The following is a 17,110-nucleotide window of genomic DNA, read 5'->3' on the forward strand; positions in this document are numbered from 1 at the left end:
ATGAGCAAATTAGTAGGCGCAAAGCTTGCGCCAAACGATTTGACCGAAGAACAGATGCTCGCATTCCGCAAGCAGCGGGCCCGTCGCTCTTGGGCGCTGGCGCTGGCCTTGGCCATGTTCTGCATCACCTTCTACGTGCTGACCATCGTCAAGTTTGGTCCTGCAATCTTTGATCGGGCGCTGTAATGGCTGACGTTGCAGGTCTAAGTCACGCTCCCCAGAATCCGAAGAATAAGCGCACAGGTATTGTTCTTGCGTCGCTTGCTATCGGCATGGTGGGTCTGGCTTTTGCTTCTGTTCCGCTTTACCAGCTGTTCTGCCAGGTCACTGGTTATGGTGGCACGACACAAAATGCCGACGGTAACCCCAAGGGTGTTATCGACCGCGCCATGAGCACGCGCTTCGACGTTAATGTTGATCGTGCTCTGCCATGGACCGTGAAAGCTGCGCCGATCTCGACCGACCAGATCGGTCAGGTTCGTACTGTGAATTACATAGCGACCAACAATTCCGATAAGCCTACGACCGGCATGGCTGTGTTCAATGTGGCTCCGGATAAAGCTGGTATCTATTTCAATAAGATCCAGTGCTTCTGCTTCAATGAGCAGACACTGCAGCCGGGCGAAACCGTGGAAATGCCCATCGTATTTTTCGTTGATCCCGATCTGGACGAGAACCACGAACTCGCCACGATAAAAGAGATCACACTCTCGTATACCTTCTACGCTTCAGACAGTGAGGGAAGCTGAACATGGCCGCCATAGAAAAGAACCATGAATATCACATGGTCGAACCCAGTCCCTGGCCGTTCGTCATGTCCGCCGCAATCTTCATTATGGCGGTAGGCGCGATCTTCTGGATGCAGAATTGGACCCCATGGGTCTTCGCCATCGGCACCGCCGGTGTGCTCTACACCATGTACGCATGGTGGAGCGACGTTGTTAAGGAAGCCGAGAACGGCGTTGATCATACCCCAGTCGTGGTTATGCACCACCGCTATGGCATGATCCTGTTCATTGCTTCGGAAGTCATGGTTTTCGCCGGTGTCTTCTGGGCATATTTCGACGGTTTCTTCCGTTACGATGATATTGAACAGTACGCTCGTGTCGCGGCAACCGGCGGTCATTGGCCACCAACCGGCATCGAACTTTTCGATCCGTTCCACCTGCCACTCTTTAACACCCTCCTGCTGCTGACCTCGGGCACCACCGTGACCTGGGCACACCATGCGCTGCTCGAAGGTGATCGCAAGGGTCTCAAGTGGGGTCTTGCACTCACCGTCGCTCTCGGCGTTGTCTTCACTTACGTTCAGTACCTTGAATACAGCCACGCTGGCTTCTCGTTCACTGGCAACATGTACGGTTCGACCTTCGTGGCTGCGACCGGTCTGCATGGTTTCCACGTGATCGTCGGTACGGTGTTCCTGGCCGTTTGCCTGCTTCGCGCAATGAAGGGCCATTTCACCCCACAGCGTCACCTCGGCTTCGAGTTCGCTGCTTGGTACTGGCACTTCGTGGACGTTGTTTGGCTGTTCCTCTTCGCCACCATCTATATCTGGGGTGCATGGGGCGTTGCCCTGAGCCACTAAGCCTCGGCTTAGACATGAATAGGGGCGCGGCATTGCTGCGCCCTTTTTTGTTGGAGATTGACGATGCCATCGCCCTCAGCTGTTTTGCCAAAGCGCCGCGGTTTGAAGTTGACCGACTATTTGTTCGCCGCGATCATGCTGGCCCTCGCGGGCACATGCGTGTTCTTGGGCGGCTGGCAGATGGACCGCTTGGCTGAGAAGGAGGCGTTGATCGCAGCTGTCGATCAGCGTTTGGATGCGGAGCCAGTCCCCGTACCGAGCGTCGACCAGTGGCAGCAGCTTGAGCCCGATGACTGGAATTTTACCCCGGTCAGCCTAACCGGCACATTCCGCTACACGCAGACCATAACTGTCTTCACCAGCCTCACCGATCCGCGTGGTCCCTACAAGGGGCCCGGCTATTGGGTGGTCACCCCGTTTGAGTTGGTCGATGGTGGCACGGTGTTCGTCAACCGTGGCTACGTTCCACAAGAATTTCAGGAACAGGCAGCGCTTGGCGACCTGCACGGCGATGATCCGGAAACGATCACGATTGTTGGCCTCTGGCGTCAGGATGAACAGCTTGGCTGGATGACCCCAGAACCCAATACCTCAGACCGGGTCGAATGGGTTCGCAACATCGCCCGCATGGGGACAATGGTTGATCCTGCCTTGGCTCCACTGGCGCCGTTTTACGTTGATATGCTGGCGGGTGAACCCGGCGTTCTCCCACAGGCAGGCGAGACGAAAGTCACCTTCACCAATAATCACCTTGGCTATTCCATGACTTGGTATGGTTTCGCCATCATCGCTGTTCTAATGCTGGGCTATTGGCTCTGGCGACAGGCGCGAAGAGAAGTCTGACTTTGACTGTGGCGAAAGCTTGCAGCTCTCGTCGGCTTTGACTAGGTTGCAGCAATTCTAAAAGGGCGCTTTCCCTCGATGCAGTTTGTTTCTACGCGCGGCCAGGCGCCTGCGCTTGGTTTCTCCGATGCCGTTCTCGCAGGTCTTGCTTCGGACGGTGGTCTTTATGTGCCGCAAACTTGGCCGCAGTTCACTCATGCGGAAATTGCGAGCTTTGCTGGTAAGCCTTATGCGGAGGTCGCTTATGCAGTGATCTCTCGCTTCACTAGCGATGAAATCCCAGCCGAGACCCTAAAGCGCATCATCGAGGAAGCTTACGCCACTTTCCGCCATCCTTCGGTGGCGCCGCTCGTAGAACTTGAGCCCGGCCACTTCGTCCTCGAGCTGTTCCACGGCCCGACCTTGGCCTTCAAGGATGTGGCGATGCAGTTCCTCAGCCGCATCATGGATCATATCCTGGCCGAACGCGGCCTGCGGGCAACCATTGTCGGCGCCACTTCAGGCGACACGGGGTCAGCGGCTATTGAAGCCTTCCGTGGCCGCGACACCACTGACATCTTCATCCTGCACCCCAAGGGGCGTACGTCGGAAGTTCAGCGTCGTCAGATGACGACCGTGCTCGATTCCAACGTTCACAATATCGCGCTTGAAGGCACCTTTGACGATTGTCAGGACGCCGTCAAAGCCATGTTCAACAACCATGCTTTCCGCGATCGCGTGCGCCTGTCGGGCGTCAACTCGATCAATTGGGGCCGCATTGTTGCGCAGATCGTCTATTACTTCACCTCGGCTGTCGCGATTGGCGCGCCGCATCGCAAGGTGAGTTTCACGGTCCCGACCGGTAATTTCGGCGACGTCTTTGCAGGCTACTGCGCCAAGCAGATGGGCCTGCCGGTCGAAAAACTGATCATCGCCACCAATGCCAACGACATCCTGCGTCGTACCCTCGATACCGGTCGCTATGAGATGAACGGCGTCGCGCCGACCATCTCGCCATCGATGGATATTCAGATTTCCTCGAACTTTGAACGTTTGCTGTTTGAAAGCGCCGGACGTGATGCTGAAGGCGTATCGCGCATGATGGCTGGGTTGAAGCAGTCTGGCGGGTTCGATCTTCCAGCAAATGCCATTGCGGCCATCCGCAAGGACTTTGCAGCCGGGACCACCGGCGAAGCGGAAACCAGCAAGGTTATCGCGGACACGCAAGCCCAGAGTGCTTATCTTCTCGACCCTCACACGGCGGTCGCCGTTGGCGTGGCACAGGCTCAGCCAAAGTCTGAAGTGCCGATGATTTCGCTCTCGACTGCGCACCCGGCCAAGTTCCCGGCAGCAGTTGAAGCCGCATCCGGCATCAATCCTCCGCTTCCATCGTGGTTGGCGGATCTTTACGATCGTGAAGAACGGCTAACTGTCCTTGCGAATGATCAACAATTGATCGAAGATTTTATCGGCGCTCGTAGCCGCGCGAACTAACAAGGGGCTGCAGCTTCGGCTGAAGGCTCAGGAGGACCAGTGTGAGCGTAAAATCGACTACTCTTGATAACGGCATGGTCGTGTTGACTGATGACATGCCGCATCTGGAAAGCGCTTCTCTGGGAGTTTGGGTCCGCGCCGGTGCGCGCTCCGAGCGCAAAACCGAGCATGGTGTCTCGCACCTCTTGGAGCATATGGCTTTCAAGGGGACGCACACCCGCACTGCGCTCGAAATTGCGGAAGCAATTGAAAATGTGGGCGGCGATCTCAATGCTGCGACTTCCATTGAACACACAGGCTATTTCGCTCGCGTGCTCAAGGACGACGTCGTTCTCGCTGCCGACATCCTCTCCGACATTCTGCAGAACTCCAAGTTCGATGAAGACGAACTCGCTCGCGAAAAGCAGGTGATTGTTCAGGAGATTGGCGCTGCCCGCGACAATCCCGACGACTATGTCTTTGACATGTTCCAGCAGGCTGCTTTCCCCAATCAGCCGATTGGCCGCACCATTTTGGGCACTGCGGAATCGGTCCGGGAGTTCTCTGCCGACACGGTCCACAAGTATATGCGCCGCAACTATGTGGGCGACCACATGGTTTTGGCCGCAGCTGGCAATGTCGATCACGATGGCCTTGTCGAGGTCGCGCGCAGCCGCTTTGCTGATTTGACGCCAAATGGCGCTCCAGCGCCGCAGCGCGCCGAATATCAGGGCGGGGAAGCGCGTGTCTCCTCGGATCACGAGCAGGCCCATATCGTTCTGGGTTTCCAGGGCCGCGCCTATAATTCTGATGGGTTCTACGCCTCGCAAGTGCTCGCTTCCATTCTCGGCGGCGGCATGAGCTCGCGTCTCTTCCAAGAGGTGCGTGAAAAGCGTGGCCTTTGCTATTCGGTCTATGCCTTCCACTGGGCCTTCGCCGATAGCGGCGTCTTCGGCGTTGCAGCAGCAACCGGCGAAGAAGAAGTGCCCGAGCTGATCCCTGTCGTGCTCGATGAGCTTCGTCGTGCCACCGAGACCATCACCGATGAAGAAGTGATGCGCGTCCGCAATCAGATTCGCGCCGGGCTCCTCATGTCGCTCGAAAGCCCATCGGCGCGCGCTGGCCAGTTGGCCCGTCAGCAGATCCTTTGGGGCCGCACGATCCCGATGGCTGAAACAGTGGAACGCATCAACCGCATCACTGCGGCGCGCGTGCGGGAAGTGGCGGAACAAATCTTCACCACCGGTGTCCCCACACTGGCCGGCATCGGTCCGATTGATCATCTGGCCGACGTTCAAACCATTGGCGAAACCCTAAAGCGGTAATCATCATGCTCTGGCCTTGGTCATCTCCAGCATCGCTGGTTGTGTTAAAGGCCGGAGACATTACCCTCCGCTTGCCCGCTATGCGCGACTACGATCAGTGGGCAACGCTGCGTCGGCAAAGCTATGATTTCCTCCGTCCCTATGAACCCCGCTGGTCTGAAAAGGATTTGGCGCGACGTATCTACGCCCATCGCGTCAAGCGCGCGCGCATCGAGGCGGAAGAAGGCACGGACTATACGTTCTTCGTTTTCCTCCACGACGGACAAAAGGATATCCTCGTTGGCGGTGTGACGCTTTCCAACATCCGCCGCCGTGCCGCTCAGTTCGCCAATCTTGGCTATTGGATGGGCCAACGCTATGCGGGGCAGGGGATTATGAGTCGTGCCGTCGCACTCCTCATACCCTTCGCCTTTGAGACGCTGGATTTACACCGCCTCCACGCGGCCTTCATTCCGAACAACCGCGCGTCCCGCCGTGTTCTCGAAAAGAATGGTTTCAAGGAAGAGGGGTTTGCCGACCACTATTTGCAGATCGACGGGCGTTGGGCCGACCATATTTTAATGGGGCTTTCGCGCGAGCGCTGGATGATGTTGTCTTGGCAAAAATCAACGCAGCGCTACGTCTGATCCACATGTTGCTTCCTCGCAACAATGTCAGAAGCTTGTCGCGTCATGGTTTCTCCCGTACCAAGTTAATCGATCCTCTGGAGGATGAACCGACCAAGCTGTGTCAGAGATTGTTTTCACGATCTGCGACCGTTGCCATAATGAAGCCTAGCGCAGGATTTAACTGCCTCTAATGCGTCATCTGTTTGCACTCGCGACCGTGTTCGCGCTCGCTCTGTTTAGCCTAGCGCCAGCGCAAGGTTTTGAAGTCATTTCCGTCCCCGAGGACGTGAAGGCTGTGAATTTGTCGGATGTTGTCGAAATTGTTCCCGGTCAGGATGGCCGTGTGCAGCTTTCGACCGCGCCGGACAGCAGCGGCATCATCCGGCGCATTGAGGTGTTGGCCAACGAGCTGGGCACCAATCCAAGCTTTGCCTTGTTCGCCTTGCGCAACGACAGCGATCAGCAGATCGAACGCTTGTTGGTTTCCCCTTATTACCGCCTGCCTGATTCTGGGGTGCTGACACCCGATTTGGGGCAAAGCCGCATCACCACCGTCACGCCAAGCTCTGGCATCCGCCCAGAACGCGTCGTCGACCCGGAAGCGGACGTATTTGAGGTGACGCTCGACCCGGGCGCCACCATGACCGTGATCGCTGAGCTGAGCGGCGCCAGCCTGCCAGAGCTGTACCTCTGGGAGCCGAACGCCTACCGCGACTACGTGAACTCGTTCACCCTGTTCCGTGGCGTGGTCCTCGGCGTTGCCTCGCTCGCAGCGGTGTTTCTCACCATCATGTTCGTGGTCAAGGGACGCGGCGTATTCCCGGTCACTGCCGCGTTTGCATGGGCGGTATTGATCTACCTGCTGATCGATTTTGGCATCCTCGGGCGCATTCTCAACCTGCCTGCTGACGGCGTTCAACCATGGCGTGCGGCGGCGGAGGCGCTCTTAGCGACAACCCTTGCCGGGTTCTTGTTTATCTATCTCAATCTACACCGCTGGCATCTGCGCTTCGTCCATTTGGCGATGGGGCTCGCCGCGCTGTTTCTCGCTCTCTTTGCCTTCGCTTTCTTCCAGCCCGCCATTGCCGCAACCATTGCGCGTGTGGTTCTGGCCATGCTCGGCGTTTCTGGCTTCTTCTTGATCCTGATGCTGGCTTTGCGCGGCTATGACCGCGCTGTGCTGCTGGTCCCCACGTGGATTATCTTTATCGCCCTGCTGTTCTATTCTTGGCTCGTTATCTCGGGTCAGGTGACCAATGATATTGCCCAGCCAGCCGTAGCTGGCGGCTTGGTGCTCATTGTCATGCTCTTGGGCTTTACGGCGGTCCAACACGCCTTCTCTGAAGGTCAGGTGACCATTGGCACCCTGTCCGAAGTGGAGCGCCGTGCGCTCGCCCTCACGGGTTCGGGCGACTTCGTCTTTGATTGGAATATCGAGCGCGACCGCGTCACCGTCAGTGATGAACTGGCGACGCGCCTCGGCGAAAAGCGCGGTGCGTTGCGCGGCGCCATCAAGCGCTGGCTCGACCGTGTGCATCCCGAAGACCGCGATCGCTTCCGTACCGCTTTCGATACGCTGGTTGAGCTGCGCCGCGGCAAGGTTTCCGCCGATATGCGGATTGCCGGTCACGATGGCAATTTCCGTACCTTCCGCATGCGCGTAAAGCCCGTTCTGGGTGGCGACGGCCAGGTCAACCGTATCGTCGGTACGTTGCAGGATGTCACTGAAGATCGTGCTGCGCGCGAACGTCTCTTGCATGACGCTGTGCACGATAGCCTGACTGGCCTGCCAAACCGTCAGTTGTTCTTGGATCGCCTGGATCGCGCACTGGTCCGTGCCCGCGCGCCGGGTGGGATCAAGCCGGCCGTGTTCCTTATCGACATTGATCGGTTCATGGAGCTTGAGGAGCGCATTGGCCACTCCGCAGCAGATTCGGTGCTGCTGGCCATTTCGCGCCGTATCTCGCGTCTGATGCGCCCGCTTGATACGCTTGCCCGCGTGACCGGCGATCAGTTCGCCGTCATCTTGGCGTCGGAACAGGCGGCCGCAAAAATCGCTGAAACGGCTGAGCAGATCCGTAAGGCTCTCAAGCAGCCTTTCAACTTTGGTGATCGTGATTTGATGCTGACCGCCTCTATTGGCGTCACCATCTACGACAGCAACCCGTCCACGCCTCAGGATGTGCTGCGCGACGCCGAACTGGCGATGTATTACGCAAAGCGTCTGGGCGGCGATCGTATCGAAGCCTATCGCGCTTCGGCCCGCTCCATTGCCTCGTACAACAAGGCCAGTGAAGAAGACCTCGAACGCGGTCTCAAGCTGGGCGAGCTGCAGGTTCAGTTCCAGCCGATCATGGACATCCATTCCGGCCAACTTGCCGGGTGTGAAGCGCTGATGCGCTGGAACCATCCAACCCGTGGCATCGTCACGCCCGATGAGTTCGTGCCTTTGGCCGAGCGCTCTGGTCAGATCAGCCGTCTGGGTCGCCTCGCCTTTGAACAGGCCGCAGCTCAAGCCCGTGAGTGGATGACGACGATTGGCTTGCCCGAGAATTTCTTCATCTCGGTTAACCTCTCGCCGTCCCAGCTCGCCAACGACAATATCCTCAACGATATGCGCAGCCTCTTGGCGCAAGATCGCGACTTGGCGAATTACCTCAAGCTCGAAATCACCGAAAGTCAGGTGATGACCAATCCTGAGCACTCAGCCTTCATGCTCGAAGCGCTGCGCAATCTGGGACTTGGCATCGCGCTCGATGATTTCGGTACGGGTCACTCCTCGTTTAGCTATCTGCACCGCTTCCCAATCGACACCATCAAAATCCCAGCGAACTTTATCCGCTTGGGCACGGATTCCGGCATTGCCAACACGCAGGCGCCGATCATCCGCGCCATCGTCAGCATGGCGACTGATCTTGATTTGATGGTGATCGCTGAAGGCGTTGAGACGCTGGACGAGATCGAGCGCTTGCGTCAGCTCAACTGCCGCTATGCGCAGGGCTTTGCGTTCTCGGGCGCTATCAGTGGCGTTGAACTGGGTAAGAAACTCGCAGCACAACTCGGGCGCTAAGCCCGAGTTTGTCGCCTTAGCCGTGCCCGACGGCTGAGCTTAGCGAGGCGGGCGTGATCCGCAGGCTATCAAGCGCGTGCTGATAGCGCTTTTCTGGTGGGACATCGAATAGCAGAGCCCGGTCATAGGGAATGGTCAGCCAGCCATTAGCGGCGATTTCATCTTCCAATTGGCCGGGGCTCCAGCCGCAACACCCCAGAGCAAACAGCGAGCGCTGCGGAGCCGGGCCATAGGCCATGGCGCGCATCACATCCAAGGTTGCCGTTAGCCCAACGCCATCGTTCACCTTATAGGTATTGCCGCTGGTGTAATCGCCGGTGTGCAGCACAAACCCGCGTCCCTTTTCGACCGGTCCGCCACGCAGGACAATGCGCTCGCCGTTTGAGTCTGGCAGGCGCTTGGTCGATTGCGGGGCGCTCAGGTCCAATTCGTCGAGCACGTCAGCAAAGGTCATGGTCTCAAGTGGTTGGTTGACCACGAGCCCCATCGCGCCCTCGTCGCCGTGTCCGACGACAAAGATGACGCTTTCCGTAAAATTTTCATCGTCCATGTCAGGCATGGCGATGAGGAAGTGACCTTCGAGCGAATTCATATGACTATTCTAGAATGCTAGAGCCTGAGTGCCAAGCGCGGCATACGCTAAACTCATCATGCTCGCTTACATCATGCCTTTGTTTTTCCATGTTATCTGTGTTCCAATGGGTCATGCGCTCAATTGTTTCCCTCATTTTTTTACTGTCAGCCGCGCCAGTTATTGGCGCAGAGACCCCTTGGGTCGAGATCGCGCCTGCGGTTGAAGTGCGTCTCATTAGCGATGGGAATGTTGATTCTGAGGGTAAGACTTGGGCCGGTTTAGAGCTGAAAATGCCGCCGACCACGAACACCTATTGGCGCGTTCCAGGGCAGGCGGGTTTTGCCGCGCAGTTTGATTTTGGGAAAAGTGAGGGGGTTACGGACGTCGCCGTCCACTGGCCCTATCCAGAGCGCAAACGCATCGGCAGCCTTCTCGATTATGTGTATCACGGTGACGTCATCCTCCCCTTTGAGGTGGATGTGTCCGACCCGTCGGGCACCCTCAAGCTCGATGCCGTTCTCGGTATCTGCGAAGAAATTTGCATTCCCGCGCAAGTTAATTTTGAGCTCGACCTTAATACGCATCAAGCTGACCGCGCCAATGCTTCACGCCTGAAGCAGGCCTTGGCAGATGTCCCAATCGCGTGGGACCAAGACAGTCCTGCCTATGGGGCATTGGGTTTGAACGCAGATGGCAAGAGCGTCTGGGTTCGCGACCTCTCAGCAGAAATCGATCCGGACAGCGTCATCATCGATATGGGCCCCTCCGGTCCAGTATTTGGTGCGCCGCAAAAAAGCCTTGGGGAGCCCCTAGTCCTGCTTCCCATATTGAACAAAACCGACAATAGTGCCTTGGAAGGTCAGACTGTGGAGATCACATTCATGACCGATCAGGGAGCCTATGCGGTTCGCGGGATGATTGAGCCAGCCACCGACTAATGCTGCATGCTGTTGTTGCAGCCTTTGACTTGCTTGTGATCCTAGAAGCGCATATCGGATGACTAGTATTTGAGGTAGGGCGGCGTATCCGCCAAATAGGGGCCAATCCAACGATGATTGAACGCGGCAATCCGATCCCTTCAGTTGGGATCAAGTTGGTAACGGCAGAAGGCACCACCGATGTCGATAGCGCTGCAGCGCTCGGCGAAGGCTTGGTCGTTCTGTTCTCAGTCCCCGGTGCATTTACCCCAACCTGCCACGTCAATCATCTGCCCGGCTTCCTTGCCAATGCTGAAAAGCTTCGCGCGGCCGGCGTGACCAAGATTGTTTGCGCCGCAGCCAATGATGCTCATGTCATGAAGGCTTGGGCCGAAGCGTCCAACGCGCTCAATGAAATTACCTTCATCGCCGATGGCAATGCGGACTTTGCGAGCGCTCTCGGGCTTGATCGCGATTTCAGCGCCTTTGGCATGGGTCATCGCTATGCGCGCGCCGCTATGATTATTCGCGATGGTGTCGTTGATGCCGTGTTTGTCGAGGATGCGCCTGGCGTTAATGCCAGCGGTGCCCCGGCTATTTTAACTGCGCTCAACGCAGCCTGAGCTTCTGGAGACAGCTTTAGATGATGAACTCCCTAGTCTCCACGCTCCGCATTGGCTCCGCACTTGGCTTTGCCACGCTTCTGGCTGGCTGCTCCATGGGCAGCATGTTCGGTGGCAGCTCGTCGTCCAATGCTGGCCTACAAAACGCGACAGCAGCGCCAATTGCCGTTGCCAGCGCACAGACCAACGCCTTGCCAGTCATCGCTACGGAATGCCCTGCCATTAAGGTCCGTCTCGGCGGCGAGGCCATGTATTTTTATGGCGGCGGTCGCACCGGCGACGCCCGCGCGCTCCAGTATCAGGGCGTGATCGACCAAGCGACGCGCAACTGCGTGGTCTCCAACGGTCAGATCACCGTCAACATGGGCGTCAGCGGTCGTATTCTGCTCGGTCCTTCCGGCAAGCAGACCTCGGTCAACGCACCGATCCGTTTTGCGGTCGAACGTGACGGTCAGGCGATCTTCTCGGAAAAATACAACGTACCCGTGGCACTGACGCCTCCGGCTCAAATGTCGGAATTCGTCAAGGTCGTCGAAAACGTCAAGATCCCATACCTGGGCGGCGAAAGCATCACCATCTGGGTCGGCTTCGACCCACGCGGCTAAGACCCTCGCCTAAGCGCTCTGCGCGACAGGCAGGAGCTTCTGACATGATATAAAAAAGGCCCGGATCGCTCCGGGCCTTTTCTTTATTCAGCGGCCTTTGGCATTTCGGCTGCTCGTTCCCACTTGAGGATCGGCTGACGCGCCGCACGCGTTTCATCGAGACGTCGACGCGGTGCCTTCATCGGTGCGCCGGTGAATCGAGCGGCATTGCCAGATTTTGCCTCGGTGGCCAGCTCCGCCATGACATCGCAGAAGCGGTCCAAGGTCTGCTTGCTTTCGCTTTCTGTCGGCTCGATCAGCATCGCCCCGTGCACAACCAGAGGGAAGTACATGGTCATTGGGTGGAAGCCCTCGTCGATCAGTGCCTTGGCAAAATCGAGCGTGGTGACGCCGGTGTCCTTGAGGAAGCTGTCGTCAAACAGGGCTTCGTGCATCGTCGGGTAGTCCGGGAAGGGCACCGAGAACAGATGCTGAAGCCGCGCCTTGACGTAGTTCGCGTTGAGGACAGCGTCTTCTGCCGCCTGCGCCAGTCCGTCAGCGCCATGGCTGAGCATATAGGTCAGCGCCCGCACATACATGCCCATCTGCCCGTGGAAGGCCGTTACGCGGCCCAGAGCTTGGTTCTCGACATGCTCGACCAGTTCCAGCCCCTGAGCGCCCTTGCGGACAAACGGCACGGGTGCGAAAGGCGCCAGCGCTTCGGACAGGACCACAGGGCCTGCGCCCGGTCCGCCCCCGCCATGTGGCGTCGAGAAGGTCTTGTGCAAGTTGATGTGCATGGCGTCGATGCCGAGATCGCCCGGACGCACCACGCCCATAATGGCGTTAAAGTTCGCGCCATCACAGTAGAAATACGCCCCTGCATCGTGGATCGCCTTGGCGATCTCGATCACCTGCGGCTCGAACAGCCCGCAGGTATTGGGGTTGGTCAGCATGATCGCAGCGACGTCTGGCGCAATTGCAGTCTTCACCGCTTCCACGTCTACGGTGCCGTCTGCCTTGGCTGGCACTGGCTTAACCGTATAGCCGAGGAAGGCCGCCGTGGCCGGATTGGTGCCATGCGCACTTTCCGGAACCAGAACGACGTTCCGGTGGCTTTCGCCCTTGGCGTCCTGCGCAGCCTTGATGGCCATCATGCCCAGGAGTTCGCCATGCGCACCCGCCTTGGGCGATAACGCGACAGCGGCCGTATTGGTCAAGGTCATCAGCCAGTGGCTGAGTTCATTCATTAGTTCGAGCGCGCCCTGAACCGTCGAGACAGGTTGCAGCGGGTGAATGTCCGAAAAGCCCGGCAAGCGCGCAGTTTTTTCGTTCAGCCGCGGGTTGTGCTTCATCGTGCACGATCCGAGCGGATACATGCCGCTATCGATCGAATGATTGAGCCGCGACAGGCGCACGTAATGGCGCATGGCTTCCGGCTCAGTCAGTCCCGCGAGGTCGAGCTTGGTTTTGCGTTCAAACCCACCCAGACGCGCAGTGGTGATTTCAACATCAGGCAGATCAACGCCGGAATGTTCGGTATCGCCAATTTCAAACAGCAGCGGCTCATCGGGCAGCAGTGCCGAACCTGATGCGCCAGTACTGGCAGTGCCCACACCGGTCGGGCGGCCTTGCGTATTCATGCTCATGCCAATACCTCCGAAAGCGCCGCTGTCAGGGCTGCAATATCGCTCTCCGTTGTCAGCTCGGTTGCAGCGAGGATGATGAGGTTTTCAACGTCTGGATCGTTTGGCAGCAGGCGGCTTGCCGGAACCCCAGCCAAAATGCCCTTGCGCGCCAGTGCTTCCACCACCTGATCAGCAGGCTTGCCCGTGCGGATGGTCATTTCATTAAAGAACGTTTTGTTCAAAACGCTGACGCCCGTAACGCTCGCCAGTGCGTCGGCAAGCTTGATGGCGTTCGCGTGGTTGAGCCGCGCGAGGCGCACAAAGCCCGCTTCGCCGAGCAGTGCCATGTGGATGGAGAAGGCGAGGGCACAGAGCCCCGAGTTGGTGCAGATATTGCTCGTCGCCTTTTCGCGGCGGATATGCTGCTCGCGGGTCGAAAGGGTCAGCACAAATCCGCGGTTCCCGTCGGCATCGACCGTCTCACCGCACAAACGTCCAGGCATTTGCCGGATGTATTCCTTCTTGCAGGCCATCAGCCCGAGGTACGGTCCGCCAAAGTTCAGAGCGTTGCCAATCGATTGCCCTTCGCACACGACAATGTCTGCCCCAAGCGCACCAGGAGCCTCGAGAAGGCCCAAGGACACGACTTCAGTGACAACCACAATGAGCAGCGCCCCAAAAGCGTGAGCGGCGTCCGCTGCGGCTTTAAGATTGCGCAGGTGGCCATAGAAATCCGGGGTCTGGATGACGATGGCGGCAGTGTTGCCGTCGATCTGCTCCAGAATGTCTCCCTGTCCCTCGGGGGAAGGGGAGAGGCAGACGAGATCGGGATCATCCTTGAGATAGGCTTTTACCACATCGCGATAATGCGGATGGAGGCCGCCCGAGAGCAGAACGCGGTTTTTGCGGGTGATGCGGCGCGCCATCAGCACCGCTTCGGCTGTTCCGGTCGATCCGTCATAGAGCGAAGCGTTGGCCACATCCATGCCGGTGATCTTGGCCACCTGCGTCTGGAATTCGAAGAGCATCTGCAATGTGCCCTGCGAGATTTCCGGCTGATAAGGCGTATAGGCCGTCAGCCATTCTGAACGCTGGATAAGGTGGTCCACGGTCGCTGGAATATGGTGCCGGTAAGCGCCAGCGCCAACGAAGAATGGTCCATTGCCTGCAGCATGGTTCTTGTTCGCCAGCGCCCGCATATGCGCTTCAACCAGGAACTCAGGACTATGGGCTGGCAGATCAAGGGTGAAACTCTTGAGTGCGGAGTTTGGCACGGCGCTGAACAGCGCCTCAACATTGGCCGCGCCAATGGTGCCGAGCATGTCGGCACGTTCGTGGGCAGAGTGGGGAAGATATCGCATCGAGGGTCTTACTTCGTCATATCTGCGTAGGCAGCGGCATCGAGCAAGCCATCCAGCTCGCCGGCATCGGCGATCTCGATCTTGTAGATCCAACCGGCATTTTCCGGATCGGTGTTGATCAAGCCTGGCTCGCCGCTCAGCGCTTCATTGACTTCGGTAACGGTGCCCGCAACTGGAGCGTAGATTTCCGATGCCGCTTTGACCGATTCAACCACGGCTGCTTCATCGCCCTTCTTGAGGACTTTGCCGACGCTTGGCAGCTCGACGAAAACAATGTCGCCAAGCGCGTCTTGAGCGTATGGCGTGATGCCGACAACGCCCGTGGTGCCTTCAACGCGGATATATTCGTGGTCCTGGGTAAACTTGGTGGTCATCTGGGGCCTCAGATCGATTTGCGGAAATAACGGTGTGGGACGAATGGCGTCTCAACAACTTCGGCGGCTTGCGCTCGGTTGCGGACGAGAACCTGTAATTTGGTGCCGGTGGCGACGTGTTCTGGGCTGACAAAGCCCAGAGCTATGGCCTTGTTCAGCGATGGCGCAAAGCCGCCACTGGTGACGACACCGATGACAGTGCCTGCGCTATCGGTAATGTCAGCGCCTTCGCGCGCAGGGGCGCCCTCGATGATCATGCCAACGCGCTTGCGGCTCAGCTGGCCATCGCGCTCTGCCAGAATGCGCTGCGCACCCGGAAAATCAGCGGCTTCCCGACGGCGCTTCGATACGGCAAAGCCTAATCCTGCTTCGATGGGGGAGATCGTTTCGTTGAGGTCATGCCCATAAAGCGGCAGGCCAGCTTCGAGGCGAAGACTGTCCCGAGCACCAAGACCGATGGGTTTGACCCGATCATCTGTGAGAAGGGCATCCCAGAAATCTTCGGCATGTGCTGCGGGGGTGAGAATTTCAAAACCGTCTTCGCCGGTATATCCAGCGCGCGCTATGGTCACCGGAATTGTGTTCCAGCTCATATTGGCGTGGGTCATAAACCCAAGTTGGACCGCGTCCGGGATAAGACCGGCAATAACGTTTACCGCTTCAGGGCCTTGCAGTGCGAGAAGGGCGTTGTCATGATCCGCGCGTACAAGAACGGCGCTGTCGCGCAGTGCCTTCTCGATCAGCGCGAAGTCGCCATCCTTGGTCCCGGCGTTGACCACCACATAAAGCACACCGGCCTCATCAGGCGACCGGGCGATCATCAGATCGTCTATAATGCCGCCCTGTTCATTGAGCAGGAGTGAATAGCGGATTTGCCCGGGTTTGAGACTGGCAATGTCCCCGCAAATGAGAGGTTCGATCAGCGCGGAAACTGCGGCGTGATCGGCTTCGGCGTCGCCGCTTGGCGCGTTTAGACGGACAAAGCTCGGTCCCATATGGCTGACGTCGAACAGGCCGGCATTGTCGCGGGTCCACTTGTGCTCGTTCATTATCCCACTGGGATATTGCACGGGTAGGGCATAGCCCCCGAACGGGACGATGCGGCCGCTCGCAGCGACGTGTTTTTCGTAAAGCGGGGTCTGATGTAGGTCTTCTGGGCCTGAAGATGCCATGAACAACTCGGGTTAGAGGTCAGCACGATGTCCTCCGCTGTCGCGGAGTGCGTGCCCCCTCTGTCCTTGCCCTGAGAGATTTCCTGGCTGAGCGCCAGTTGCTCCTTCGGTGGAATTGGCTCGGCCAATTCGCTTTCCAGAGTGTTCGTTTAACTGCGGTCCGTTTGCCTGAGAGTTTCCGGGGCGGTTGCTCCTTCGGCGCTGGCAGTAGCCAGTCTCTCCCGCAGTTGCCCGGACCATGCGCGAGTTTTGCGCCTGCGTCAATTCGGCATGGTCGTTTTTGGTCCGGATCGCGAGGTGTGGCTGGTAAGTGCCCCACCCAACCTCGCCTGAACGACGGAGGAGGGGCATTCCGGTGCTCGTGGCAGCCTTTGCGCGCACTCGGTCCAATCGCTCCCCTTTTCAGGGGGAAGCTAGGAGGGGGTATTCGTCACCGAAGCGCCAAAACAAAAAAAGGCGGACATTGCTGCCCGCCTTTAAATTCGGTTGTCTAATATCAGACTTAGTTGAGCTTGGTGCTCACGTCCGCGATAGCTGCGTCGATGATCTTGCCGCCATTGCGGTTCATTTCATCGGAGAGCACAACGCGGGCGGCTTCCACTGCCAGATCTGCAGAGCGCGCGCGGACTTCCGCGATTGCCTGCGATTCTGCCTGGGCGATCTTGTCTTCCACAGCCTTGGTGCGGCGGGTTACGAGCTCTTCCAGCGAAGCCTTGGCTTCAACAGTCAGGCGGTTCGCTTCTTCCTGAGCCGAAGCGATGATGTCCTGAGCGTCCTTCTCAGCAGCAATACGCTTCTGTTCGTATTCAACGAGCAGGGCAGCTGCGTCCTGGCGGAGGCGCTTGGCTTCCGACAGATCGGTTTCGATCTTGGCGATCTGCTTATCGAGCATGCCGCCGATGATGCGTGGCAGGCCGAGGTAAACCAGCAGGCCAATGAAGATCACGAGGCCTACGAGGGCGAAAAAGCTATTGTCCATCCAGTATGGCAT

17 protein-coding genes and 2 riboswitches are annotated in these 17,110 nt (G+C 58.1%); of the genes, 11 read left to right on the top strand and 6 right to left on the bottom strand.

Features of this window, described 5'->3' with window-relative positions:
- The 8 genes from HKD40_RS11290 (at position 1) to HKD40_RS11325 (ending at position 8,886) form a co-directional block, all read left to right on the top strand.
- Entirely contained in the window at positions 1 to 186 is a 186-nt protein-coding gene (locus HKD40_RS11290) for a hypothetical protein (protein WP_169195864.1), read from the top strand.
- On the top strand, positions 186 to 749 hold the full coding sequence (locus HKD40_RS11295) for a cytochrome c oxidase assembly protein (RefSeq protein WP_169195865.1): 564 nt from the start codon (positions 186 to 188) through the stop codon (positions 747 to 749). The genes HKD40_RS11290 and HKD40_RS11295 overlap by 1 nt, the downstream gene beginning before the upstream one ends.
- A 2-nt stretch (positions 750 to 751) precedes the next feature.
- Positions 752 to 1,588 carry a cytochrome c oxidase subunit 3 gene (locus HKD40_RS11300; RefSeq protein WP_169195866.1) on the top strand — a complete coding sequence of 279 codons (837 nt, stop codon included), beginning with the start codon at positions 752 to 754 and terminating at the stop codon, positions 1,586 to 1,588.
- Between the two features lie 63 nt (positions 1,589 to 1,651).
- Positions 1,652 to 2,431 carry an SURF1 family protein gene (locus HKD40_RS11305; protein ID WP_169195867.1) on the top strand — a complete coding sequence of 260 codons (780 nt, stop codon included), beginning with the start codon at positions 1,652 to 1,654 and terminating at the stop codon, positions 2,429 to 2,431.
- 78 nt (positions 2,432 to 2,509) lie between these two features.
- Entirely contained in the window at positions 2,510 to 3,904 is a 1,395-nt protein-coding gene (gene thrC, locus HKD40_RS11310) for a threonine synthase (RefSeq protein WP_169195868.1), read from the top strand.
- Positions 3,905 to 3,945: 41 nt separating this feature from the next.
- Positions 3,946 to 5,208, top strand: coding sequence for a pitrilysin family protein (locus HKD40_RS11315; protein WP_169195869.1), 1,263 nt, complete (start codon positions 3,946 to 3,948; stop codon positions 5,206 to 5,208).
- Between the two features lie 5 nt (positions 5,209 to 5,213).
- Positions 5,214 to 5,834 (top strand): GNAT family protein, encoded by a 621-nt coding sequence (locus HKD40_RS11320; protein ID WP_169195870.1) that lies wholly within the window; start codon positions 5,214 to 5,216, stop codon positions 5,832 to 5,834.
- Between the two features lie 172 nt (positions 5,835 to 6,006).
- Positions 6,007 to 8,886 carry an EAL domain-containing protein gene (locus tag HKD40_RS11325; RefSeq protein WP_169195871.1) on the top strand — a complete coding sequence of 960 codons (2,880 nt, stop codon included), beginning with the start codon at positions 6,007 to 6,009 and terminating at the stop codon, positions 8,884 to 8,886.
- Between the two features lie 16 nt (positions 8,887 to 8,902).
- On the opposite strand, the gene HKD40_RS11330 is transcribed toward HKD40_RS11325, so the two are convergent.
- Positions 8,903 to 9,478, bottom strand: coding sequence for a YqgE/AlgH family protein (locus HKD40_RS11330; protein WP_169195872.1), 576 nt, complete (start codon positions 9,476 to 9,478; stop codon positions 8,903 to 8,905).
- 113 nt (positions 9,479 to 9,591) lie between these two features.
- Here HKD40_RS11330 and HKD40_RS11335 point away from each other — a divergent pair, with 113 nt between their 5' ends.
- From HKD40_RS11335 to HKD40_RS11345, 3 genes are all read left to right on the top strand, one after another.
- Positions 9,592 to 10,398, top strand: coding sequence for a protein-disulfide reductase DsbD domain-containing protein (locus tag HKD40_RS11335; protein ID WP_169195873.1), 807 nt, complete (start codon positions 9,592 to 9,594; stop codon positions 10,396 to 10,398).
- A gap of 113 nt (positions 10,399 to 10,511) precedes the next feature.
- Positions 10,512 to 11,000, top strand: coding sequence for a peroxiredoxin (locus HKD40_RS11340; RefSeq protein ID WP_169195874.1), 489 nt, complete (start codon positions 10,512 to 10,514; stop codon positions 10,998 to 11,000).
- 20 nt (positions 11,001 to 11,020) lie between these two features.
- On the top strand, positions 11,021 to 11,605 hold the full coding sequence (locus HKD40_RS11345; RefSeq protein WP_169195875.1) for a hypothetical protein: 585 nt from the start codon (positions 11,021 to 11,023) through the stop codon (positions 11,603 to 11,605).
- A gap of 83 nt (positions 11,606 to 11,688) precedes the next feature.
- Here HKD40_RS11345 and gcvPB read toward each other — a convergent pair whose 3' ends face one another.
- From gcvPB to HKD40_RS11370, 5 genes are all read right to left on the bottom strand, one after another.
- The gene (gene gcvPB, locus HKD40_RS11350) at positions 11,689 to 13,233 is read right to left on the bottom strand and encodes an aminomethyl-transferring glycine dehydrogenase subunit GcvPB (RefSeq protein WP_169195876.1); all 1,545 of its coding nucleotides are present in this window, start codon (positions 13,231 to 13,233) and stop codon (positions 11,689 to 11,691) included.
- Positions 13,230 to 14,573 carry an aminomethyl-transferring glycine dehydrogenase subunit GcvPA gene (gene gcvPA, locus HKD40_RS11355; protein WP_169195877.1) on the bottom strand — a complete coding sequence of 448 codons (1,344 nt, stop codon included), beginning with the start codon at positions 14,571 to 14,573 and terminating at the stop codon, positions 13,230 to 13,232. The genes gcvPB and gcvPA overlap by 4 nt, the downstream gene beginning before the upstream one ends.
- 8 nt (positions 14,574 to 14,581) lie before the next feature.
- Positions 14,582 to 14,947, bottom strand: coding sequence for a glycine cleavage system protein GcvH (gene gcvH / locus HKD40_RS11360; protein ID WP_169195878.1), 366 nt, complete (start codon positions 14,945 to 14,947; stop codon positions 14,582 to 14,584).
- Between the two features lie 8 nt (positions 14,948 to 14,955).
- Positions 14,956 to 16,119 carry a glycine cleavage system aminomethyltransferase GcvT gene (gcvT, locus tag HKD40_RS11365; RefSeq protein ID WP_169195879.1) on the bottom strand — a complete coding sequence of 388 codons (1,164 nt, stop codon included), beginning with the start codon at positions 16,117 to 16,119 and terminating at the stop codon, positions 14,956 to 14,958.
- Positions 16,120 to 16,169: 50 nt separating this feature from the next.
- Positions 16,170 to 16,265: riboswitch (glycine riboswitch) on the bottom strand.
- Positions 16,266 to 16,353, bottom strand: a riboswitch (glycine riboswitch). It abuts the riboswitch before it with no gap.
- 268 nt (positions 16,354 to 16,621) lie between these two features.
- On the bottom strand, positions 16,622 to 17,110 hold the full coding sequence (locus HKD40_RS11370) for an ATP F0F1 synthase subunit B (RefSeq protein WP_169195880.1): 489 nt from the start codon (positions 17,108 to 17,110) through the stop codon (positions 16,622 to 16,624).

The organism is Devosia sp. MC1541, from assembly GCF_012847305.1.
GTDB lineage: Bacteria > Pseudomonadota > Alphaproteobacteria > Rhizobiales > Devosiaceae > Devosia.

Excerpts from the sequence above, each read along its gene's own strand:
- HKD40_RS11290 (WP_169195864.1), top strand. The coding sequence starts at position 1 with ATGAGCAAATTAGTAGGCGCAAAGCTTGCGCCAAACGATTTGACCGAA.
- HKD40_RS11345 (WP_169195875.1), top strand. The coding sequence starts at position 11,021 with ATGATGAACTCCCTAGTCTCCACGCTCCGCATTGGCTCCGCACTTGGC.
- HKD40_RS11300 (WP_169195866.1), top strand. The coding sequence starts at position 752 with ATGGCCGCCATAGAAAAGAACCATGAATATCACATGGTCGAACCCAGT.
- HKD40_RS11320 (WP_169195870.1), top strand. The coding sequence starts at position 5,214 with ATGCTCTGGCCTTGGTCATCTCCAGCATCGCTGGTTGTGTTAAAGGCC.
- gcvT (WP_169195879.1), bottom strand. The coding sequence starts at position 16,119 with ATGGCATCTTCAGGCCCAGAAGACCTACATCAGACCCCGCTTTACGAA.
- gcvH (WP_169195878.1), bottom strand. The coding sequence starts at position 14,947 with ATGACCACCAAGTTTACCCAGGACCACGAATATATCCGCGTTGAAGGC.
- HKD40_RS11305 (WP_169195867.1), top strand. The coding sequence starts at position 1,652 with ATGCCATCGCCCTCAGCTGTTTTGCCAAAGCGCCGCGGTTTGAAGTTG.
- HKD40_RS11295 (WP_169195865.1), top strand. The coding sequence starts at position 186 with ATGGCTGACGTTGCAGGTCTAAGTCACGCTCCCCAGAATCCGAAGAAT.
- thrC (WP_169195868.1), top strand. The coding sequence starts at position 2,510 with ATGCAGTTTGTTTCTACGCGCGGCCAGGCGCCTGCGCTTGGTTTCTCC.
- HKD40_RS11370 (WP_169195880.1), bottom strand. The coding sequence starts at position 17,110 with ATGCCATACTGGATGGACAATAGCTTTTTCGCCCTCGTAGGCCTCGTG.
- HKD40_RS11340 (WP_169195874.1), top strand. The coding sequence starts at position 10,512 with ATGATTGAACGCGGCAATCCGATCCCTTCAGTTGGGATCAAGTTGGTA.
- gcvPA (WP_169195877.1), bottom strand. The coding sequence starts at position 14,573 with ATGCGATATCTTCCCCACTCTGCCCACGAACGTGCCGACATGCTCGGC.
- HKD40_RS11335 (WP_169195873.1), top strand. The coding sequence starts at position 9,592 with ATGCGCTCAATTGTTTCCCTCATTTTTTTACTGTCAGCCGCGCCAGTT.
- HKD40_RS11325 (WP_169195871.1), top strand. The coding sequence starts at position 6,007 with ATGCGTCATCTGTTTGCACTCGCGACCGTGTTCGCGCTCGCTCTGTTT.
- gcvPB (WP_169195876.1), bottom strand. The coding sequence starts at position 13,233 with ATGAGCATGAATACGCAAGGCCGCCCGACCGGTGTGGGCACTGCCAGT.
- HKD40_RS11330 (WP_169195872.1), bottom strand. The coding sequence starts at position 9,478 with ATGAATTCGCTCGAAGGTCACTTCCTCATCGCCATGCCTGACATGGAC.